Genomic DNA, 17,999 nt, shown 5'->3' with positions numbered 1-17,999 from the left:
GAACGCCGGGTTGGCTAAACCTGTTTTAGCGAGATGGCAAATATTTGGCTGGATCTACGGGCTTGCCCTGACGACGCACCTCAAAATGCAACTTGATACGATCAGAATCACTGTTGCCCATTTCTGCAATTTTTTGCCCTTTTTGCACTGATTGATCTTCTTTGACCAACAGTGTCTGATTGTGTGCATAGGCAGTCAGAAAAACGTTGTCATGCTTGAGAATGATCAAGTTACCGTAACCACGCAGGCCAGCGCCCACATACACAACACGTCCATCCGCTGCGGCGAGCACCGGTTCACCAGCTGCCCCAGCAATATCAAGTCCTTTGTTTTTGACCTCATCAAAACTGGTCAAAACAGCCCCGTTGGCTGGCCAAATAAAGTGGATATCACCTTCAGCGACAGCAGGTTTCGCTACCGTATTACTGGAAGATGCACTTGCTGGTGCACTAGCGGCAGTTGTCACGGTTGCAGCCATCACAGTGGGTTTACTGACAGGCTTAACCACCACATCACTTACGGGCGGAACCACACGTAAGACTTGCCCAACTTCAATGCGATTGGGGTTTTCCACCTGACTCCAACGCGCCACATCTTGCACACTTTGACCATTTTCCAATGCAATTCGAATCATGGTGTCACCAGGCTTAACGGTGTAGTAGCCAGGTTTGCCAGCATTCTCAAATCCTGGTGGCTGCTTAACGGGAATGATCGGCGCTGGTGTGCCAGGGTTACCGGCCCGAGTTAGACGCTCTTCTACAGGTGCGTGATTCAAACTCGTGCTGCTACAGCCCGCCAAGGCCAGTACCAATGTGGTAGAAATCAAAACCAATCTTGGATTCAAAACAGTCATACACATCCCTTTAGTCAACCCCAGATTTTAAGGGGACGAAGTGCACTGCCTCCATCACCGTTTGGCGCAGCCCCTGCGATGTTTTGTCGATCACCACCAGCGCCTGACGCGCCGGGCTCGTGGCACCAGCAGACACAGGGGCCACAAGTCGCCCACCTACTGCCAATTGATCAATCCAGGCCTGTGGCACGGCATCACCGCCTGCAGCCGCAATGATGCCAGCATAAGGAGCGCCTTTGGCATAGCCTAGCATGCCATCACCAAATAAGAGATGCACATTAACTAGCCGGAAGTGCCGCAAATTTTCTCGAGCTTTATCATGCAGACCACGAAGACGCTCTATGGAATACACCTCTTTGCACAAATAACTCAACACTGCGGCCTGATAGCCACACCCGGTGCCAATCTCCAAAATCCGCCCTAACTGCCCCGCATGGCCTTGATATAGCAACTCAAGCATGCGCGACACCACTCCAGGCTTAGAAATGGTTTGACCCAAGCCAATAGGTAAGCTGGTATCCTCATAAGCTTGATTGACCAAAGCTGTATCCACAAAACGATGCCGCTCTACCCGTCCCATGGCTTGCAGCACGCGCGGGTCTGCAATGCCTTGCTGGGCCAGTTTGGCCACCATGCTGAGCCTTACAGCACTCGAGTCCATACCTAAACTCTGTGGCACAAGCGCAGGCTTTGAAAGAAAAGACCGAGACTGCTGCACCACCGTAGGCTGTAACGTGGGATCCCCAGCGCGTGACATATCCAGCCTAGCAGGAAACCCAGGGCGAGTTTTGCTTTGAGAAGGCCTGTGCAAAGTCATGAAGCAGGTCAATTCTGGCCGGACAACTTGGGCATGTTTTGCGCCCAGTAACTCAGGTGATCATGATCGGTCAAATCAACTTTCAAAGGTGTCATTGCAATATGTCCCTGAGCTGTGGCATAAAAATCTGTTCCCTCAGCCTCGTCTTTGGCTGGGCCTGCAGCACCAATCCAATACATGGTTTCACCGCGCGGGCTTTGTTGTGTAATAACAGCCTCTGCGGCATGTCGTCGTCCCAGACGACATAACTTGAGGTGACCCATCTGATCTAGTGGCAAGTTGGGAATGTTCACATTTAATAACCACGGTTTGGTGCTAATCATTCCTTGTCGAGACATCTGCAGCACCAGCTCACGCGCTTTGTCTGCCGCAACATTTAGGTGCAGCCAATCGCGTTGAACTTGGGAAAACGCTATGGCTGGAATGCCAAACAAATACCCCTCCATAGCCGCACCCACTGTCCCAGAATAAATAGTGTCATCCCCCATATTGGCACCATTATTGATGCCGGAAACTACCAAATCAGGCCGATAGTTCAGCAAGCCGGTAAGCGCAATGTGCACACAATCAGCCGGAGTGCCATTCACATACCTGAAGCCATTGCTTGCACGCTGCACATACAAAGGTGTATGCAGGGTAAGGGCATTGGACTTAGCGCTATTGTTGTGTTCGGGAGCCACCACTTCAACATCTGCCACGTCTTTCAGCGCTTGATAAAGCGCCTCAATGCCAGGAGCCCGAAAGCCATCATCGTTTGAAATCAAAATTTTCATCTTGCCGCCTGTCGTTTATTGAATTGTAGGGCGAGCACACCGATGAAAGACTATTTGACCAAGGAATTGCTTTCCCACCTTCCTTGATAGTGACAACACATCTACACCCTGATCTATATCAAGTAACACTTTCAAAAATGCTTATTCAGTCGGCCCTGCAAAATTCATCTTTGAAATTGCAGTCAGAATTAATCGACTCAAATCAAGGTTTCAAGTTCCAAACGAACAGCCAGCCAGATGGTTCGATTGCCCAGATCAGTGGTGCATAGTGGCGCACAGGCCCATGCACTGGTGACAGCGTTGCCTCCAACAGACGCAAAAAACAGGCCCAATGCCCAGACGGGCAATCACCCGCATTAGCCAACGCAGGTTGTAGCCCGCAGCACAACTGATCGAATGCAATGCATCACCCAGGGTACCCTACAGCCAATAACGATCCATGCTGTGATCAGACTTCAAGTGCCCGATGGCAGGCTCCATTGCTGTTCTGCGTTTGAGCCATCCTTTTTGCTGTTTGCTCAATGACTTGAACTTGCCACGGTGAATGAGCTCTTTGCCAGGGTTGTCAGCATCGACCCCACCAAAACCCAGATCGACCACGATGTGTTTGAGCTTGAAGGCAATGTCTTGTGTCAGGTTGGTGGCCTGCTTCAGTACGGACTCAGGATGTAGCCGTCATAGGGATCGCCGGGGAAGGTGCGTGCACCCAGCACCAGGCCGTGTTCGTGTGATACCGCCACGGCGCTCTTGACACAAAACTCATAGGGTTTTCTGGCTTTGCCTTTACCGATGCATTCGACTTGTTGCGCCTCCCGGATGACGAAGCCCAGGATGATGCGCTGGCGTTTGAGCGCGCGCTGAAGACGGCGGAACTGTTTGGCATGGACGTAGCCTCCTGCCATCCAGCGCAAGGCCTTGCCTTCTTTGGCAAAGGTCTTTTGAGTTGGATGCCTGCGCGTTTGGCGGCACTGACGATCTTATGACGGGCAATCTCCAGCAGACGGCTGTCCATCGGGTTGGCAATAGCTTTTTCCTGCACCGTGGTGTCAACGATCATCCACTCCAGGTCCTGGGGTCTGACTGCTTCGATGGCGACAGCGGTGTCGATGGTGGCTTTGAGCAGCAACTCTATGCCGTCTTCGCCCAAGGCTTTTCGGAAGTGGCCGATCTGTGTGGCATCGCAGGGCAGGCGATGCTCGTAGTAGTGCAAGTAGTGCATGCCGCTGAAGTATTGCCAGACGATGTTCTCACACCAGCGCGTCACCAACTCTTCGTCACTGAGGTTGAAGCTGTTCTTGAGGTACAGCAGACTGACCATCAGGCGAATGGGCAGTTTGGGCCGACCGGCGTTGCTGCGCCCACCTCCGACCACAACCACACTGATGCCAAACATGTCATCGGATTTGAGGATTTGAGGGTTCGAGCGAAGCGGTTCTGGTGTTCGAACTTGGCCGCAATAGCCGCTTCGATTTGACTCCAAGGAAACCATGTGGACAAAACCGCCAGCGGGTCGCTCAAATTGATTATGAGCATCAATTCGGCTACTGAAAAAGTCAACGGACTGCATGTCCAATCCATCAGAAAGTATCCCCGCTATTAGTCTGGCATCAATGTGTAATGGCTTTGTGTATGCGAGTTGACCTGTTAGCGGATTAGCGTTTGTACCCCGCTATGATCTGATGCCACAAATGGGGGAGCATTCAATCCTTCATCACAACCATTTAAGTAGGCAGTTCAGTCCAACATGGTTTACTTGCCGTGAAAGTTGGCATGGATTTTTTTTCAGCATTAAAACGCGGAGTAGAAGTGCCGATTGTTAACGTGAAGTCTCATGTTTGGCACATATGCTCAACGTCATTCTCGTCAAAAATGGCAGATTGATGCATCAAATAACTGCCAATATTGTCAGTTATGTTTAACATTGCAGGTTTGGGGTTTGACTAATTTTAATGTAACTCTATGAATTTAATAGAATAAATTTATGTATATTGATTTGGCATGAAATTTGATTGGTATCTGTCAAATTAGTGAGAACTGCCATGACAAATTTTCAATTTATTGTCGCTAATACACTTGGACTACGGCGTGACTAACATGTACTTTCGCATTCTGAACAATGAAATCAGCGGTGAATTGACGTATTTACTGGCTGATCAAGATGTCCGTGAAGCGGTACTCATTGACCCATATGCGTGTGATTTGCCAGTACTTTCAGCGTTACTTGCAGAGCGTGATCTGCGCCTGCGCTGGGTGTTGCGTACACACCAGCATGATGAAATTCAGGTAAATGAGCGTGCTCAGCTAGCATATCTTGGCGCACCCTTGGTTCAAGGTAGCGAACTTGCACAATGGTCATTGGAAGATGGTTCATTTTTGCCGTTTGGTAATGAGGTGATGCACCTACTAAAGACCCCTGGACACACGGTAAATTGCCTGAGTTTTGGCTGGCGGGATCGCCTTTTTTGCGGAGGATTGTTTGCCATAACGACTTGTCCACACCAATCACATCCCGCTGCACCAGAGGCCTTATGGGACAGTGTGACACAGCGGATATTTACCATGCCGGATGAAACCCTTTTATTTGTCGGCCATGAAAACCGCGCACGCGCCGTCAGCACCGTACAGGAACAGCGACGTTGGCATCCATTTTTTGCCAGCCTCACACGCGATGAGTTTTTGGCACATATGTCAGCTTTGGTTGAAAAAAAATCATTTGAATCAAATTTTTAAGGAATCCATAATGACTATTAATAATAAAGAAATTAAAAAGGTAATACCTATTGCAGTAACGGAACCAAAAGAAGAGCTAGTGTCTTTGTATGCCGCTCATCAAAAAATTTATCCACGTAGCGTATCCGGGATTTTTTCAACATGGCGCTGGATCATGGTTTGGGTCACACAGATTGTTTTCTACGGTTTGCCATGGATTGAATGGGGTCAACGCCAAGCTGTATTGTTTGATTTGAGTGTGCGTCGCTTCTACATTTTCGGTTTGGTTTTATATCCACAAGACTTTATTTACCTTACCGGCTTGATGATTATTGCGGCCTTGTCGCTGTTTCTGTTTACGGCCGTGGCTGGACGTTTATGGTGTGGCTATGCTTGTCCACAAACGGTTTATACCGAAATATTTTTGTGGATAGAAAAAAAACTGGAGGGTGACCGTGCTGCACGCATGCGTCGTGACCAAAGTCCAATGACAGCTGAAGGGTTTATTCGTAAGGCTGGCAAGCAATTTTTGTGGATCGCTTTCGCTTTCTGGACGGGTTTCACATTTGTTGGGTACTTCGTTCCAATGCGTGAGATGGCCGATGCATTTTTGGGAGGCAAATTAGCTGCTTGGGAATTCTTTTGGGTCTTTTTTTATGGCTTTGCTACTTACGGTAACGCTGGTTTCATGCGTGAACAAATTTGCAAACACATGTGCCCTTATGCACGCTTTCAAAGTGCCATGTTTGACAAAGACACTTTGATCGTGACCTATGATGAAGCGCGTGGTGAACCGCGTGGCGCACGTTCTAAAAAAGCCGATCTAAAGCAACTGAATTTAGGAGCTTGTGTAGATTGCAGTTTGTGTGTGCAGGTGTGTCCAACCGGGATCGATATTCGGAAAGGCTTGCAGTACGAGTGCATTGGGTGCGGAGCCTGCGCAGACGTTTGCGACACGGTTATGGACAAAGTTGGCTATCCGCGCGGTTTGGTTAAATACTCGACTGAAAACGCGATGAAAGGTCATTGGACAAAAGAACAAACCATTAAACGTGTGCTTAGGCCACGGGTTCTTGTATACACATCGATTCTGATGGGGATTATTTCGGCAATTTTTATAAGTTTGGCGACGAGGACACCATTCAAAGCAGACGTGGTTCGTGACCGTGGCGTGATGGCTCGTGTAGTCGATGCTGGCAAAGTAGAAAACGTCTACAGTATTCAAGTGATGAACGCAACTGAATCAGCTCAGCGTTACAAGATATCTGTTGAGGGTTTGCCTGGTATCAAAATCATGTCAGAGGACACGATCAGCTTGGATGCCACTAAAGCTCGTTGGGTACCTGTTCGGGTGCAAGTACCTCCTGAAACTGAAAAACCAGGATCACATGAGATTCATTTCATTATTGAGTCGCTTGATAGCCCTGGTCAACTCCGAGAAGAATCTAAATTTATGATCCCCAATTGAGGGTTGTTGGTTTGACTGTAATTGAGAATTGGTGGATGGCTACTTTTAAAGATTGCCATGTCAAATATGCAGCTTAAAACCTCATCAAACTAGATCAATAGTTCAAACGCCCATGCGCCAGTTCCATAACCTGTTCAGGAGAACAGGTTCTAAGTTTGTGGTCACTCCAAACCTGCCGCCAGCGCCTTGATCCAGGTAGTCCGTGTCGTAAACCCAGCATGTGACGCGCAATATTGGTCCACGGCGTTCCGTATGCAGCCTGCTCACGCTGCATATAGGACACCATCTGTTGCTCAACCAATTCGTGCGAAAGTATGGTGGGTATAGATTCGTGGTTGGTATATGGTTCGGATTGATAAACCTCCGCATCCCATTGTGCTATCCACCAAGGGTTCTGATAGGCTTCACGGCCTAACATGACACCATCCACATGAACCAGATGTTGATGCAATTGCTCAGTGGTGGAAACCCCTCCATTAAGCACAAACTCCAATTGAGGAAAATCACGCTTGAGTTGATAAACCATCTCATAACGTAAGGTTGGCACTTCTCGATTGTCTTTCGGGCTTAAGCCTTGCAACCAAGCATTACGTGCATGAACAATGAAAGTTCCACACCCAGCTCGACTGATTTCACCCACAAAGTCGCGTACAAAAGCATAGCTTTCAACTTTATCAATACCAATACGGTGTTTCACAGTGACCGGGATACTAACTGCATCCAGCATCGCTTTAATACCGTCAGCAACCAAACTTGGCTCCTTCATAAGGCAGGCACCAAAAGCACCGCGCTGCACACGCTCACTCGGACAACCGCAATTCAAATTAACTTCGTCATAGCCCCATTGTTGCGCCAGACGAGCGCACCGGGCTAAATCAGCTGGCTCGCTGCCTCCAAGTTGCAGCACTACTGGATGCTCTTCTAGGTTAAACATCAAATGGTGTGCAACATCTCCGTGAATGAGCGCACCGGTGGTGACCATTTCCGTGTACAACAATGCCTGCTTCGACAATAAACGATGAAAGTACCTACAGTGTCGATCAGTCCAATTGAGCATCGGCGCGACGGAAAGTCGCCTGCGATTTGGTGAAGATGTCTGAAAACTTGGCATACAAGGATTATCCTCATTCAACCTGTCCCAGACTTGATCTTGCCGTCGAAAAACGTACTCAATAACATCCCCAACCCCGTAAGCGATCCAAGTGCGCTTAAAGAAACAAGAGGTAATGCCCGCGCCTTTGGGAAATCACCATGCAATCTGCCAAAATTTTCGCAAGAAAACGAATAACCACACCGAAATGACCAAGACAGCATTAGTCGATAGAAGGTGTCGAATTTGATTCACTCTCACAAACGGGATGCACATCTTTGTGCTCACCAATGTCCCGGGCCATGCTGAGTGGTAAGCTCATTGAACAGTGCCCGTCATCACTGTGAGCGCGGACTTCTTGATAGTCAGTGGTCAGTGCTTGCAAAATCCCCGTGTGTTTCTGGTTGAAGCTGAAGAGTGCTGAAATGGACTCCAAATCATTGACCGTGACGGCCTGATACTGACGACCAAATGCACGCCTTGCGAAATATTGGCATGGCTGACCTTGAGACGATGACGCATCACGCGATATAGAATCAGCGCTATAAAGCAAATCGATGCGTGGACGTGAGTCCGATCAGGCAAGCGGTGGTGAATCGGCCCAATCTTGATCTCAGACTTGAGCCTCCGAAACCCGCGTTCAATGTCAGCCAATGACTTACCGATCAGGGCGCGATACACCACGGTGCAGCATCATGAGCGAAGGCCATCCAAAGTGCCCACGAAGAGCTAACAGCCAGCGCAAAACCCGCTAGTCGGATACCCCAGTCACCAGAGCCATTACCTTTCATGCGAAGCCACAACCACGGCCCTAACATCATGGATACACTAGTGCCCAAGGCAAATAAAGCCATCACCAGAGCACCATCAAGCGCATGGCCAGTCAAACCTGCGACCAATAATGCAGAATAAAGCAAGCCACAAGGCAAAAAAGTCCAAAGGATACCAACAACCAAGGGAGCCCCTCTTCCCTGCCCCATAGCCAGTCCTTTGGCGCTCATCCATATTTTTCGGCCAGCTTGCTCCATCCAGATCGGTTGTTGCGCTTTCAGTAGCAGTACAAAACCTAACGTGACCATGGCCACGTGAAACATAGTCCAAACGGGACGTAGCGCAGAAGACTGTACTGTCAGCCACCCCAAGCCTTGCATGGAGGTCGCAGCCAAGGCCCCCAAGCCAGCATACCCAATCACGCGCCCCAACTGAAACATCCACATTGCAGTAGCTTTATCAGACCCAGCAGCTTGACCAATACCCGCGCATGCGGCACCGCACATGGCAATGCAGTGAGGGCCGCCGGCTAAACCCATCAAAAGTGCGGTGGTTGCAAGGGTAGTTTGCATCCGGGGAATTTAGAGAATTTTAGAAAATTTAGCGCGAGTACGATCAGATTGCAAATAACGATCAAACACCATGGCCACGGCCCGCACAAAGAACCATCCTTTATCAGTGACCTTAATTCCGCTTTCTTCGATTTCAACCAACCCTTGCTCTACTTGAGATTGCATGATTTCCATCTCTTTGACGAAATATTGTCTGAAATTGATCAAATAAGCCAGCTCAATAGACTCAAAAGATAAGCGCCCCTGGCACATCAAGGCCATGATGACTGCCCTGCGCACCAAATCATCACGCGTCAACGCCAACCCGCGCACAACAGGGAACAGCCCTTGATCCAAATAGTCGTAATAGTCCTCAAGGGTTTTTGCATTTTGACTGTACGTTGCTCCTACACGACCAATAGAAGAAACACCTAAGCCAATCATATCGCAATCGGGTTGGGTACTGTACCCTTGGAAATTGCGATGCAATCGACCCTGCCGTTTTGCCACTGCCAAAGAATCATTGGGTAATGCGAAATGATCCATCCCTATGTACACATAGCCAGCAGCTATCAAGGCTGCCATCGAATTAGCCAGCATGGAAATTTTGGAGGCTGCAGTAGGAATTTCAACCGATGAGATGCGGCGCTGCGGCTTGAACCTTTCCGGCAAATGAGCATACGCATAAAGTGCTATACGGTCAGGTTTGAGCTGGTTAATTTGTGCCAATGTGCGATTAACAGATTCTATGGTTTGCTCTGGCAAGCCATATATCAAATCCACATTAATGGATTCAAAGCCACGCTGGCGAGCGGCTTCTACCAGGGTGAATACCTGTTCTGCAGGTTGGACACGATGAACTGCTTTTTGTACAACCGGATCAAAATCCTGAACACCAAAACTCAGACGGTTAAACCCCAATTCAGCCAGTGCGTCTAGTCTTGACGCATCAATGGTTCGTGGATCAATTTCAATAGAGTATTCACCACCTGGTGTCAAAGTAAAATTGCGCCTGAGCATGACCATCAGTTCGCGCAGTTCACTATCTGACATGAAAGTAGGCGAACCTCCACCCAAATGTAACTGTGAAACAACCTGCCCCACACCCATATGCTGAATGTGCAAGTCAACCTCACGACCTAAGTATTTCAAATAGGCAGCAGATCGATCATGATGCTTGGTGATAATTTTATTGCACGCACAGTAGTAGCATAGCGATTCGCAAAATGGGATGTGGATATAGAGAGATAGCGGCAATACCATGGCCGCAGCACCGGAACGGCGTTGTTCAAGCGCTTGAATGTAATCTTGAGAAGTAAAGGCCTCTACAAAACGATCAGCTGTCGGATATGACGTATATCGAGGCCCAGAAACATCATATTGACGAATCAGACTCTCGGAGATGGGCTCGGCTGCACTTTCAATCATGAATATTCCTTTACAGTGCGGCTTAATGTGCCAAAAAAACAACTAGCTATTCTTGATCTTGATCAACAAAGCTACAAAAACAGCTCAAATGAAAATTGACTTAAATCAGAACAAAGGCTGAAACAATGTCAAAATCTCAACCATGAACCATGAAACCATCAAAATAGCATGCTCAGACTGCAACATGCGTGAGCTATGTATGCCCGTAGGCCTGACAGATGATGAACTCGACCGCATTGATGGAATCATTGGCTCGCGACGGAAAATCAAACGCGGCGAGAGGGTTTTCCACAATGGCGACAGATTTACCAATCTTTATGCCATTCGAACTGGTTTCTTCAAAACCTGTATTACTTCCGAAGATGGGCGTGACCAGGTGACTGGCTTTCAAATGGCCGGGGAAATCATTGGATTAGATGGCATCGTGCATGATCAACATACCTGTGATGCTGTAGCTCTTGAAGATGGTGAAATTTGCGCCATGCCTTTTGCGCAAATCGAAAATTTATCAAGAGAAGTGAATGCACTTCAGCACCATGTACACAAAATAATGAGTCGAGAAATTGTGCGCGAACACGGAGTGATGTTGTTACTTGGCAGCATGCGAGCTGAAGAGCGCTTGGCTGCATTCCTCCTGAATTTAGCTCAACGTCTTCATGCCCGAGGCTTCTCGCAGTCAGAGCTTGTTTTACGTATGACTCGTGAGGAAATCGGCAGTTTTTTGGGCCTCAAACTTGAAACCATCAGTCGAACATTTTCAAAGTTTGTAGATGATGGCATTGTGGAAGTCAAGCAACGACATGTTCACATTTTGAACACGGATGCCTTGCAAGACATTGTGAATCCAAAATAATTCATTTATTCATTTATTCATTTATTCATTTAGTCATTTAGTCGGAGGAACAATCCCAGTTGCAGCGTGATTACGACCTTGCATTGCTGGTGCTTCTCCGCTTTCTTTTCTTCGTGCTTCAATCGACTGATCAGACTGTCTTTGTGGTCTGTAAGACTCATCGCTAATGATCTCGTTGGGTCGACTGATTGCCAAATATAGAGTAATGAAACTGGCTACAACCACAATAGCTGGTCCGGCAATCACCAACCAGACAAACTTATGCCTCCACCACGGAAGATCTGCTGCATTTTTGAGACTGACATTCATAAGATTCTGAGTTTTTCGAAAAAGTAAAAAGACTTGGCCTTCAAATGTGAAGACCAAGTCTTGAGCGGCAGAGTCAAATAATTACTTGTTTGACAAACCCCAAATATAAGAAGTCAATACGTGAATCTGTGCTTCCGTGAGTCGTTCAGCTTGAGCAGGCATCACATTCACTTTACCATTATTGACCATTTCAATAATGGCTTTCTCACCAAACCCATGCAACCAAATATTGTCAGTCAGATTGGCTGAGCCAACTGCTTGCATGCCCTTACCGTCAGCACCATGGCAAGCGGCACAAACTGCAAATTTTTCTTGACCTAAAGCAGCACGAGCTGAGTCGTGTGGACTACCCGATAAACTTAACACATATTGAGCTACGTTTTTGACATCTTCAGCAGACCCCACAGCCGCAGCCATGGGTGGCATATTGCCAATACGACCACCCGTAATGGTTTCCTTAATTTTTTCAGGCGTACCACCATGAAGCCAGTCGCCATCTGTCAAATTAGGAAAACCTTTGTTACCACGAGCATCAGATGCATGGCATTGTGCGCAATTGTTTCCGTATAAACGCTCTCCAATGGCCATAGCTTGTGCATCTTTCGCCACATCCTCTGGCTTCATAGACATGAACTTGGCATAAATTGGCGCAATTTCAGCATTACCCTTAGCAACCTCATCAGCGTGCAATTTGGCCGAAGACCATCCTAAAGTACCTTGGTAACTCCCCAGTCCAGGATAAAGCACTAGATAAACCAGTGAAAAAATCACGGTAAAAACAAACATATAACTCCACCACCTTGGCAGAGGATTGTTCATTTCGCGCAGATCACCATCCCAAACGTGACCTGTAGTATTGTCGGCCGCTGTTGTGGCCTTCATCTTGCCGGTAATAACCAACAAAATCAGACAGGCCACAATGCCTACCAAAGTGATGCCGGAAATATATATTTCCCAGAAATTACTTGTGAAATCGCTCATTATTTTTCCTATTAGGTGTGAGGGTCAATCTTGCTCAAAAGGCAAGTTGGCAGCTTGTTCAAATTCAGCAGAATTTTTGCGTGAAAAAGCCCACACAACAACTCCAATGAAGCACACAAAACTAACCACTGTGGACAGTGAGCGAAGGGCGTTGACATCAAACTCCATGAATGCCTCCTAATTACTTCGATGTCGTACCAAGAACCTGCAGGTAAGCTACGACAGCTTCCATTTCAGTCTTGCCTTTGAGCTCCTCCACAGAAGCCGCAATTTCAGCATCTGTATATGGCACACCCACTTTACGTAAGGCCGCCATATGCGAAGGCATAGTCGCTGCATTAACTGGCGTATCTTTCAGCCAAGGATATGCTGGCATGATCGACTCAGGAACCAAATCACGCGGATTGTTCAAGTGCGTGATTTGCCACTGGTCACTGTACTTGCCTCCTACACGATGCAAATCAGGACCGGTGCGTTTGCTTCCCCACTGAAACGGGTGGTCATATACAAACTCATTCGCCTTGGAATAAGGACCATAGCGTAGTGTTTCGGCACGGAATGGGCGAATCATCTGCGAATGGCAGTTGTAACAACCCTCCCGAGTATAGATGTCACGCCCAGCCAACTGAAGTGATGTATAGGGCTTAAGACCAGGTGCCGGGATCGTGGTTGTCTTTTGGAAGAACAAAGGAACGATTTCAACCAAACCGCCAAACAGTAACACAATTAACATCAACACAATCATCAAACCATTATTGGTTTCGATTGTTGAATGCGACATGCCGCCACTTTGATTAGATGTAGACATAATTTATTTTCCTCAAGCGTGAGCGACAACAGCAGGGATATTGACGGTAACAGAGCGCCCAGCTGTGGCCGTCTTGATGGTGTTCCACAGCATGATGATCATGCCAGAGAGGTACAACAAACCACCAGCCAAACGAAGCACATAAAAAGGATAGCTAGCTTTGACAGATTCAACAAAAGTGTAGGTCAAAGTTCCATCAGCGTTGATGGATCTCCACATCAAGCCTTGCATCACACCTGCAATCCACAGTGCTGCGATATAAAGCACGATACCTATCGTAGCCATATAGAAGTGCACCTCAACAGCCTTCATGCTGAACATTTGTTTTTGACCAAACAAACGTGGAATCAAGTAATACATGGAACCCATGGTTACCAACCCCACCCAACCCAAAGCACCAGAGTGCACATGACCTACAGTCCAGTCTGTGTAGTGAGACAGAGCATTCACAGTCTTGATGGCCATCATGGGGCCTTCAAAGGTAGACATACCGTAGAAAGACAATGACACGATCAGAAAACGCAGAATCGGGTCATCACGCAGTTTGTGCCATGCACCAGACAAAGTCATGATGCCATTGATCATGCCACCCCAACTTGGAGCTAACAGAATCAGTGAAAAAACCATACCAAGAGATTGCGTCCAGTCAGGCAAAGCTGTGTAGTGCAGATGGTGAGGACCCGCCCACATGTATGTAAAGATCAATGCCCAGAAGTGAACAATTGACAGGCGATAAGAGTAAACCGGACGGCCTGCTTGCTTGGGAATAAAGTAATACATCATGCCCAAGAAGCCAGCCGTCAGGAAGAAGCCCACTGCATTGTGACCATACCACCATTGCACCATTGCATCTTGCACACCAGCATACGCCGAATAAGACTTCATTGGGCCAGCCGGGATCGCTGCACTATTGACTATGTGCAAAAGCGCCACCGCCAAAATAAAAGCACCAAAGAACCAATTGGCCACATAAATATGCTTGACTTTACGCGTACCCACAGTGCCGAAAAAGTTGATCGCGTAAGCTACCCAGACCACCGTAATCAGGATGTCGATTGGCCACTCCAACTCAGCATACTCTTTGCCTTCAGTAAAACCCAAAGGCAAAGAAACCGCAGCAGCAAGAATAACCAGCTGCCAAGCCCAAAAGGTAAATGAAGCCAGTTTGTCACTGAACAGACGTACCTGACAGGTCCGCTGCACCACGTAATATGAGGTAGCAAACAAACCACAACCACCAAACGCAAAAATTACCGCATTCGTATGCAAAGGCCGTAATCGCCCAAATGACAAAAACGAAATACCCAGATTGAGCTCCGGCCAAGCCAACTGGGCGGCAATGATCACGCCAACCAGCATGCCCACCACACCCCACACCACTGTCATGATGGCAAACTGCCTTACAACCTTGTCGTTGTAAGTTGTTGCCTGCGAATTTGGAAATGCCATGTTCACCTCTTTTCAGTTTATACGCCTGCTAGTGTGCACGCTTCAGCGCGTGCGCCATTTGATACAAATCAACTCAAATCAATAAATTCTTATCAATCCTTAAGAATCCGCTCCCCCTCTTGCTCAAGATCATCAAACTGGCCGCTAACGATTGCCCACCATACACCGCCAATGATAAAAAAAACCAACACAACTGATAGTGGTACCAGCATATAAAGAATATCCATCAGTTTTTCCGTTTAAATTCAAAGTTTTTTGACAATTTCAAGGCGTTAAGAACAACCAACAAAGAACTTCCTGCCATGCCCAAACCTGCAAGCCAAGCTGGTAATAAACCTAAAACCGCCAGTGGAACACATACTGCGTTGTAAACGGCAGCCCACCAGAGATTTTGACGTACCACAGTCAAGGTTCGCCGGGACAACAACAAGGCATCCACCACATGGGTCAACCGGCTGCTTGAAACCAAAAAATCTGCTTGTGCCTGGGCCAATGGCACGGCTTGACCAAAAGCAAAAGAGACATGCGCACCGGCCAACACTGGACCGTCATTCAACCCATCACCAACAACGGCAACTCTATGCCCTTGCACTTGAGCGTCCCGCAAAAAATCAAGTTTGTCCTGTGGGGAACAATGTCCTCTGACTTCCGTGATACCGACTTGGGCGGCTACACGATTCGCAGCATCACTGGCATCACCAGAGAGCAAATTCACGCGAATCCCTTCGTGTTGCAAAGCAGCCACCGTATCAGAAGCATCTGGTCGAATATCCTCCTGAAATTCAAAACTTGCCAGCCAGCCATCTTCATCGCTCAAATGAACCTGTAGCGCATCAGTATTGGATGTAGTCACACCACAAAAATCAGCTGAACCAAACCGTAAATATCTACCCAAAACAGATGAGTCGACTGCACGGACAAACCCGAGAATGCCCTGCCCGGAAATTTCTGAAACTTGATTGACGATCCATTTTTCATGCGAGGCCGTCAAATTGAATGCAGATTCAATGGCTCTGGAAACCGGATGCAATGAATACTGAGCCAAAGCTGCGGCCATAGATAACGCATGCTGCTCAACAATACCACTTCGAACGCTCATCCGTGCCAGCACCATAGCATCCCGGGTCAATGTACCAGTTTTATCAAACATCACCGTATCGATTGCAGCCAGCGACTCAAAAGCCTCCAGTCGACGGACCAAAACACCACGTTTTGCGAGCGCACCGGCTGCAGACAACATTGCCGCCGGTGTAGCTAGAGACAAAGCACACGGACAAGTCACCACCAAAACAGATACGGCGACCATCAAGGCCTTTTCAGGATCGGTCTGCCACCAATAGGCACAGGCCAAACCTGCAGCAATCAATACCCCGATCAAAAAGGGCTTCGCAATGGTATCGGCCAAGCGTGCCAAAGCGGGTTTGGTCGTGGAGGCACTTTCCATCAAACCCACAATTTGCGCAAAACGGGTTTCCGCCCCCACCTTGTTGACACGAATTTGCACTAAACCAGATAGGTTATGACTGCCAGAAATAACCTCATCCCCAATACCTCTTGAAAGAGGTCGCGATTCACCAGTCAACAGAGATTCATCGACAGATGTACTACCCTGCAGCACGATGCCATCAGCAGCAAAAGACTCTCCTGGCAATACCCGTATGACATCGCTCACCCGTAGCCGCCGAACCGGCACACGCTCATAACTACCGTCTTCCTTGAGTCTGTTGACGCTGTCTGGCAATCGATTCATAAGTGCTTCAAGTGCCCCAGCTGTTTTGTCGCGTAAACGCAGCTCCAACCAACGCCCAAACAGTAAAAAAAACACAAACATGGTGAATGAATCAAAATACACCTCAGCGCCAAACATACCTTTGGGTTCAAACGTACCAGCTGTACTCACCGCAAAAGTGATCAGCATGCCCAAGGCAACCGGCAGATCCATGCTGACACTCCGATGCAAAACATCTCGCCATGCATTTTTGAAAAAAGGTCCGCAAGAAAAAATGAGCACAGGCAAACTCAAAACCCACGATGCCCAGCGAAGCAACTGCTCCATCTCAGCAGAAAGATCACCTGGTCCAGCTGAATAGGCAGGATAGGCATACATCATGACTTGCATCATGCACAAACCCGCCACCATCATGCGCCAAAGCGCCATACGTGCCTGTGTTTGACGACGTTCGCGGGCAAAAGCATCATTGGCCGGCACTGCTCTGTATCCAGCTCGTTGCACCGCTTGCATCCAGCCAGAAGGCACTACACGGTCAGATGCCCACACCACCTTTGCGCGGTGACTGCCTGCACTAACCTCTGCATTAAGCACACCTGGTACGGTTTTGAGTGCATCTTCAATCGAAAGCGCACACGCTGCACAGTGCATGCCTTCAATCAACACATTGGATTCCCAACAACCCTGCTGACTGGCAGACGCTCGGCTGAAGGCAGTCCATTCCTGTTCATCATCCAGCAATTGGAGCGTATCCAAAGCATCTGGTTTGGCTTGAAGCGCCATGTGATCAATTGAATTGAATTCTGTCTGTAGTTGATCTGCGACTGGCAAACTGATGGATCGAAGTGTCATTTCACAAGATTAACCGAGGAGAGGTAGAGTTTGCCTGACATAAATCAAGAACTGCGCCTAGTGTAAGGTTATGCTGCAGCTTTCAACCTAATGGAGAGACGAGCATGTACGACAAAATTCTGGTAGCCACCGACGGCTCAACCTTGTCCAAAAAAGCAGTCACCAGTGCCATTTCATTGGCCGCATTAACGGGTGCCAGTTTGGTGGCCCTCAAAGTAGTGCCTCGTTACCCCCAAAGCTATTTTGAAGGCGGTTTGGCGCTGCAAGCTGCTGAGGTGGGTCGAATTGAAAAACAATGGGCAGAAGAAGGCCAAGCCGTGGTTGATGAAGTCAAAAAAACGGCTGAATTGCAAGGTGTCAAAACCCGTGCACTCACCATCAAGTCAGATGTTGTTTCCGATGCGGTGATTGCTACCGCCAAAAAACACAAATGTGATTTGATTGTGATGGCATCTCATGGCCGCAGAGGTGTCAAACGATTGTTGCTCGGCAGCGAAACCCAACAAGTTCTAACTCACTCGCATATTCCCGTTCTGGTCTTAAGATAAGAATGGCCTC

17 protein-coding genes and 2 pseudogenes are annotated in these 17,999 nt (G+C 48.1%); 4 read left to right on the top strand and 15 right to left on the bottom strand.

What is annotated here, in order from left to right; genetic code table 11:
- Positions 1-25: 25 nt before the first annotated feature.
- The 4 genes and pseudogenes from LDN84_RS10735 to LDN84_RS10720 form a co-directional block, all read right to left on the bottom strand.
- Positions 26-853: a peptidoglycan DD-metalloendopeptidase family protein gene (locus tag LDN84_RS10735; protein WP_223912332.1), complete on the bottom strand. Its 828-nt coding sequence runs from the start codon at positions 851-853 to the stop codon at positions 26-28.
- 10 nt (positions 854-863) lie between these two features.
- Entirely contained in the window at positions 864-1,670 is an 807-nt protein-coding gene (locus LDN84_RS10730; protein WP_435405934.1) for a protein-L-isoaspartate(D-aspartate) O-methyltransferase, read from the bottom strand.
- 8 nt (positions 1,671-1,678) lie between these two features.
- The gene (gene surE, locus LDN84_RS10725) at positions 1,679-2,443 is read right to left on the bottom strand and encodes a 5'/3'-nucleotidase SurE (RefSeq protein WP_223912326.1); all 765 of its coding nucleotides are present in this window, start codon (positions 2,441-2,443) and stop codon (positions 1,679-1,681) included.
- Between the two features lie 330 nt (positions 2,444-2,773).
- A pseudogene (locus LDN84_RS10720) lies at positions 2,774-4,010 on the bottom strand (transposase); the annotation flags it as partial.
- A 527-nt stretch (positions 4,011-4,537) separates the two neighbouring features.
- Here LDN84_RS10720 and LDN84_RS10715 point away from each other — a divergent pair.
- Both LDN84_RS10715 and ccoG read left to right on the top strand, forming a co-directional pair.
- Positions 4,538-5,173 carry an MBL fold metallo-hydrolase gene (locus tag LDN84_RS10715; RefSeq protein ID WP_223912324.1) on the top strand — a complete coding sequence of 212 codons (636 nt, stop codon included), beginning with the start codon at positions 4,538-4,540 and terminating at the stop codon, positions 5,171-5,173.
- 10 nt (positions 5,174-5,183) lie between these two features.
- Positions 5,184-6,620: a cytochrome c oxidase accessory protein CcoG gene (ccoG, locus tag LDN84_RS10710; RefSeq protein WP_223912321.1), complete on the top strand. Its 1,437-nt coding sequence runs from the start codon at positions 5,184-5,186 to the stop codon at positions 6,618-6,620.
- A gap of 94 nt (positions 6,621-6,714) precedes the next feature.
- On the opposite strand, the gene dusA is transcribed toward ccoG, so the two are convergent.
- The 4 genes and pseudogenes from dusA to hemN all read right to left on the bottom strand — a co-directional run bounded on the left by dusA (position 6,715) and on the right by hemN (position 10,460).
- On the bottom strand, positions 6,715-7,731 hold the full coding sequence (gene dusA, locus LDN84_RS10705; RefSeq protein ID WP_223912318.1) for a tRNA dihydrouridine(20/20a) synthase DusA: 1,017 nt from the start codon (positions 7,729-7,731) through the stop codon (positions 6,715-6,717).
- 462 nt (positions 7,732-8,193) lie between these two features.
- Positions 8,194-8,370 (bottom strand): annotated as a pseudogene (locus LDN84_RS23185) (IS1634 family transposase); the annotation flags it as partial.
- A gap of 5 nt (positions 8,371-8,375) precedes the next feature.
- Positions 8,376-9,020 carry a sulfite exporter TauE/SafE family protein gene (locus LDN84_RS10700; RefSeq protein WP_317134842.1) on the bottom strand — a complete coding sequence of 215 codons (645 nt, stop codon included), beginning with the start codon at positions 9,018-9,020 and terminating at the stop codon, positions 8,376-8,378.
- 42 nt (positions 9,021-9,062) lie between these two features.
- Positions 9,063-10,460 (bottom strand): oxygen-independent coproporphyrinogen III oxidase, encoded by a 1,398-nt coding sequence (hemN, locus tag LDN84_RS10695; RefSeq protein ID WP_223912313.1) that lies wholly within the window; start codon positions 10,458-10,460, stop codon positions 9,063-9,065.
- A gap of 142 nt (positions 10,461-10,602) precedes the next feature.
- Here hemN and LDN84_RS10690 point away from each other — a divergent pair, with 142 nt between their 5' ends.
- Positions 10,603-11,313 (top strand): fumarate/nitrate reduction transcriptional regulator Fnr, encoded by a 711-nt coding sequence (locus LDN84_RS10690; protein ID WP_223912310.1) that lies wholly within the window; start codon positions 10,603-10,605, stop codon positions 11,311-11,313.
- Positions 11,314-11,346: 33 nt separating this feature from the next.
- Here the strand turns inward: LDN84_RS10690 and LDN84_RS10685 are convergent, their stop codons facing one another.
- The 7 genes from LDN84_RS10685 to LDN84_RS10655 form a co-directional block, all read right to left on the bottom strand.
- Complete coding sequence (locus LDN84_RS10685) at positions 11,347-11,622, bottom strand: FixH family protein (RefSeq protein WP_223912308.1); 276 nt, start codon at positions 11,620-11,622, stop codon at positions 11,347-11,349.
- An 81-nt stretch (positions 11,623-11,703) separates the two neighbouring features.
- Positions 11,704-12,603 (bottom strand): cytochrome-c oxidase, cbb3-type subunit III, encoded by a 900-nt coding sequence (ccoP, locus tag LDN84_RS10680; RefSeq protein WP_223912305.1) that lies wholly within the window; start codon positions 12,601-12,603, stop codon positions 11,704-11,706.
- Between the two features lie 24 nt (positions 12,604-12,627).
- Entirely contained in the window at positions 12,628-12,771 is a 144-nt protein-coding gene (locus tag LDN84_RS10675; RefSeq protein ID WP_223912302.1) for a cbb3-type cytochrome oxidase subunit 3, read from the bottom strand.
- A gap of 13 nt (positions 12,772-12,784) precedes the next feature.
- Positions 12,785-13,411, bottom strand: a complete 627-nt coding sequence (ccoO, locus tag LDN84_RS10670; protein WP_223912299.1) for a cytochrome-c oxidase, cbb3-type subunit II — start codon at positions 13,409-13,411, stop codon at positions 12,785-12,787.
- 12 nt (positions 13,412-13,423) lie between these two features.
- The gene (gene ccoN / locus LDN84_RS10665) at positions 13,424-14,860 is read right to left on the bottom strand and encodes a cytochrome-c oxidase, cbb3-type subunit I (RefSeq protein ID WP_223912296.1); all 1,437 of its coding nucleotides are present in this window, start codon (positions 14,858-14,860) and stop codon (positions 13,424-13,426) included.
- Positions 14,861-14,952: 92 nt separating this feature from the next.
- Complete coding sequence (gene ccoS, locus LDN84_RS10660) at positions 14,953-15,087, bottom strand: cbb3-type cytochrome oxidase assembly protein CcoS (protein WP_223912293.1); 135 nt, start codon at positions 15,085-15,087, stop codon at positions 14,953-14,955.
- Positions 15,087-17,372 (bottom strand): heavy metal translocating P-type ATPase, encoded by a 2,286-nt coding sequence (locus LDN84_RS10655; protein WP_223912290.1) that lies wholly within the window; start codon positions 17,370-17,372, stop codon positions 15,087-15,089. The genes ccoS and LDN84_RS10655 overlap by 1 nt, the downstream gene beginning before the upstream one ends.
- A 173-nt stretch (positions 17,373-17,545) precedes the next feature.
- Here LDN84_RS10655 and LDN84_RS10650 point away from each other — a divergent pair, with 173 nt between their 5' ends.
- Complete coding sequence (locus tag LDN84_RS10650) at positions 17,546-17,989, top strand: universal stress protein (protein ID WP_223912287.1); 444 nt, start codon at positions 17,546-17,548, stop codon at positions 17,987-17,989.
- Positions 17,990-17,999: the final 10 nt, after the last annotated feature.

The organism is Rhodoferax lithotrophicus, assembly GCF_019973615.1.
Lineage (GTDB): Bacteria > Pseudomonadota > Gammaproteobacteria > Burkholderiales > Burkholderiaceae_C > Rhodoferax > Rhodoferax lithotrophicus.
This window is presented reverse-complemented; position numbering and strand designations above follow the sequence as displayed.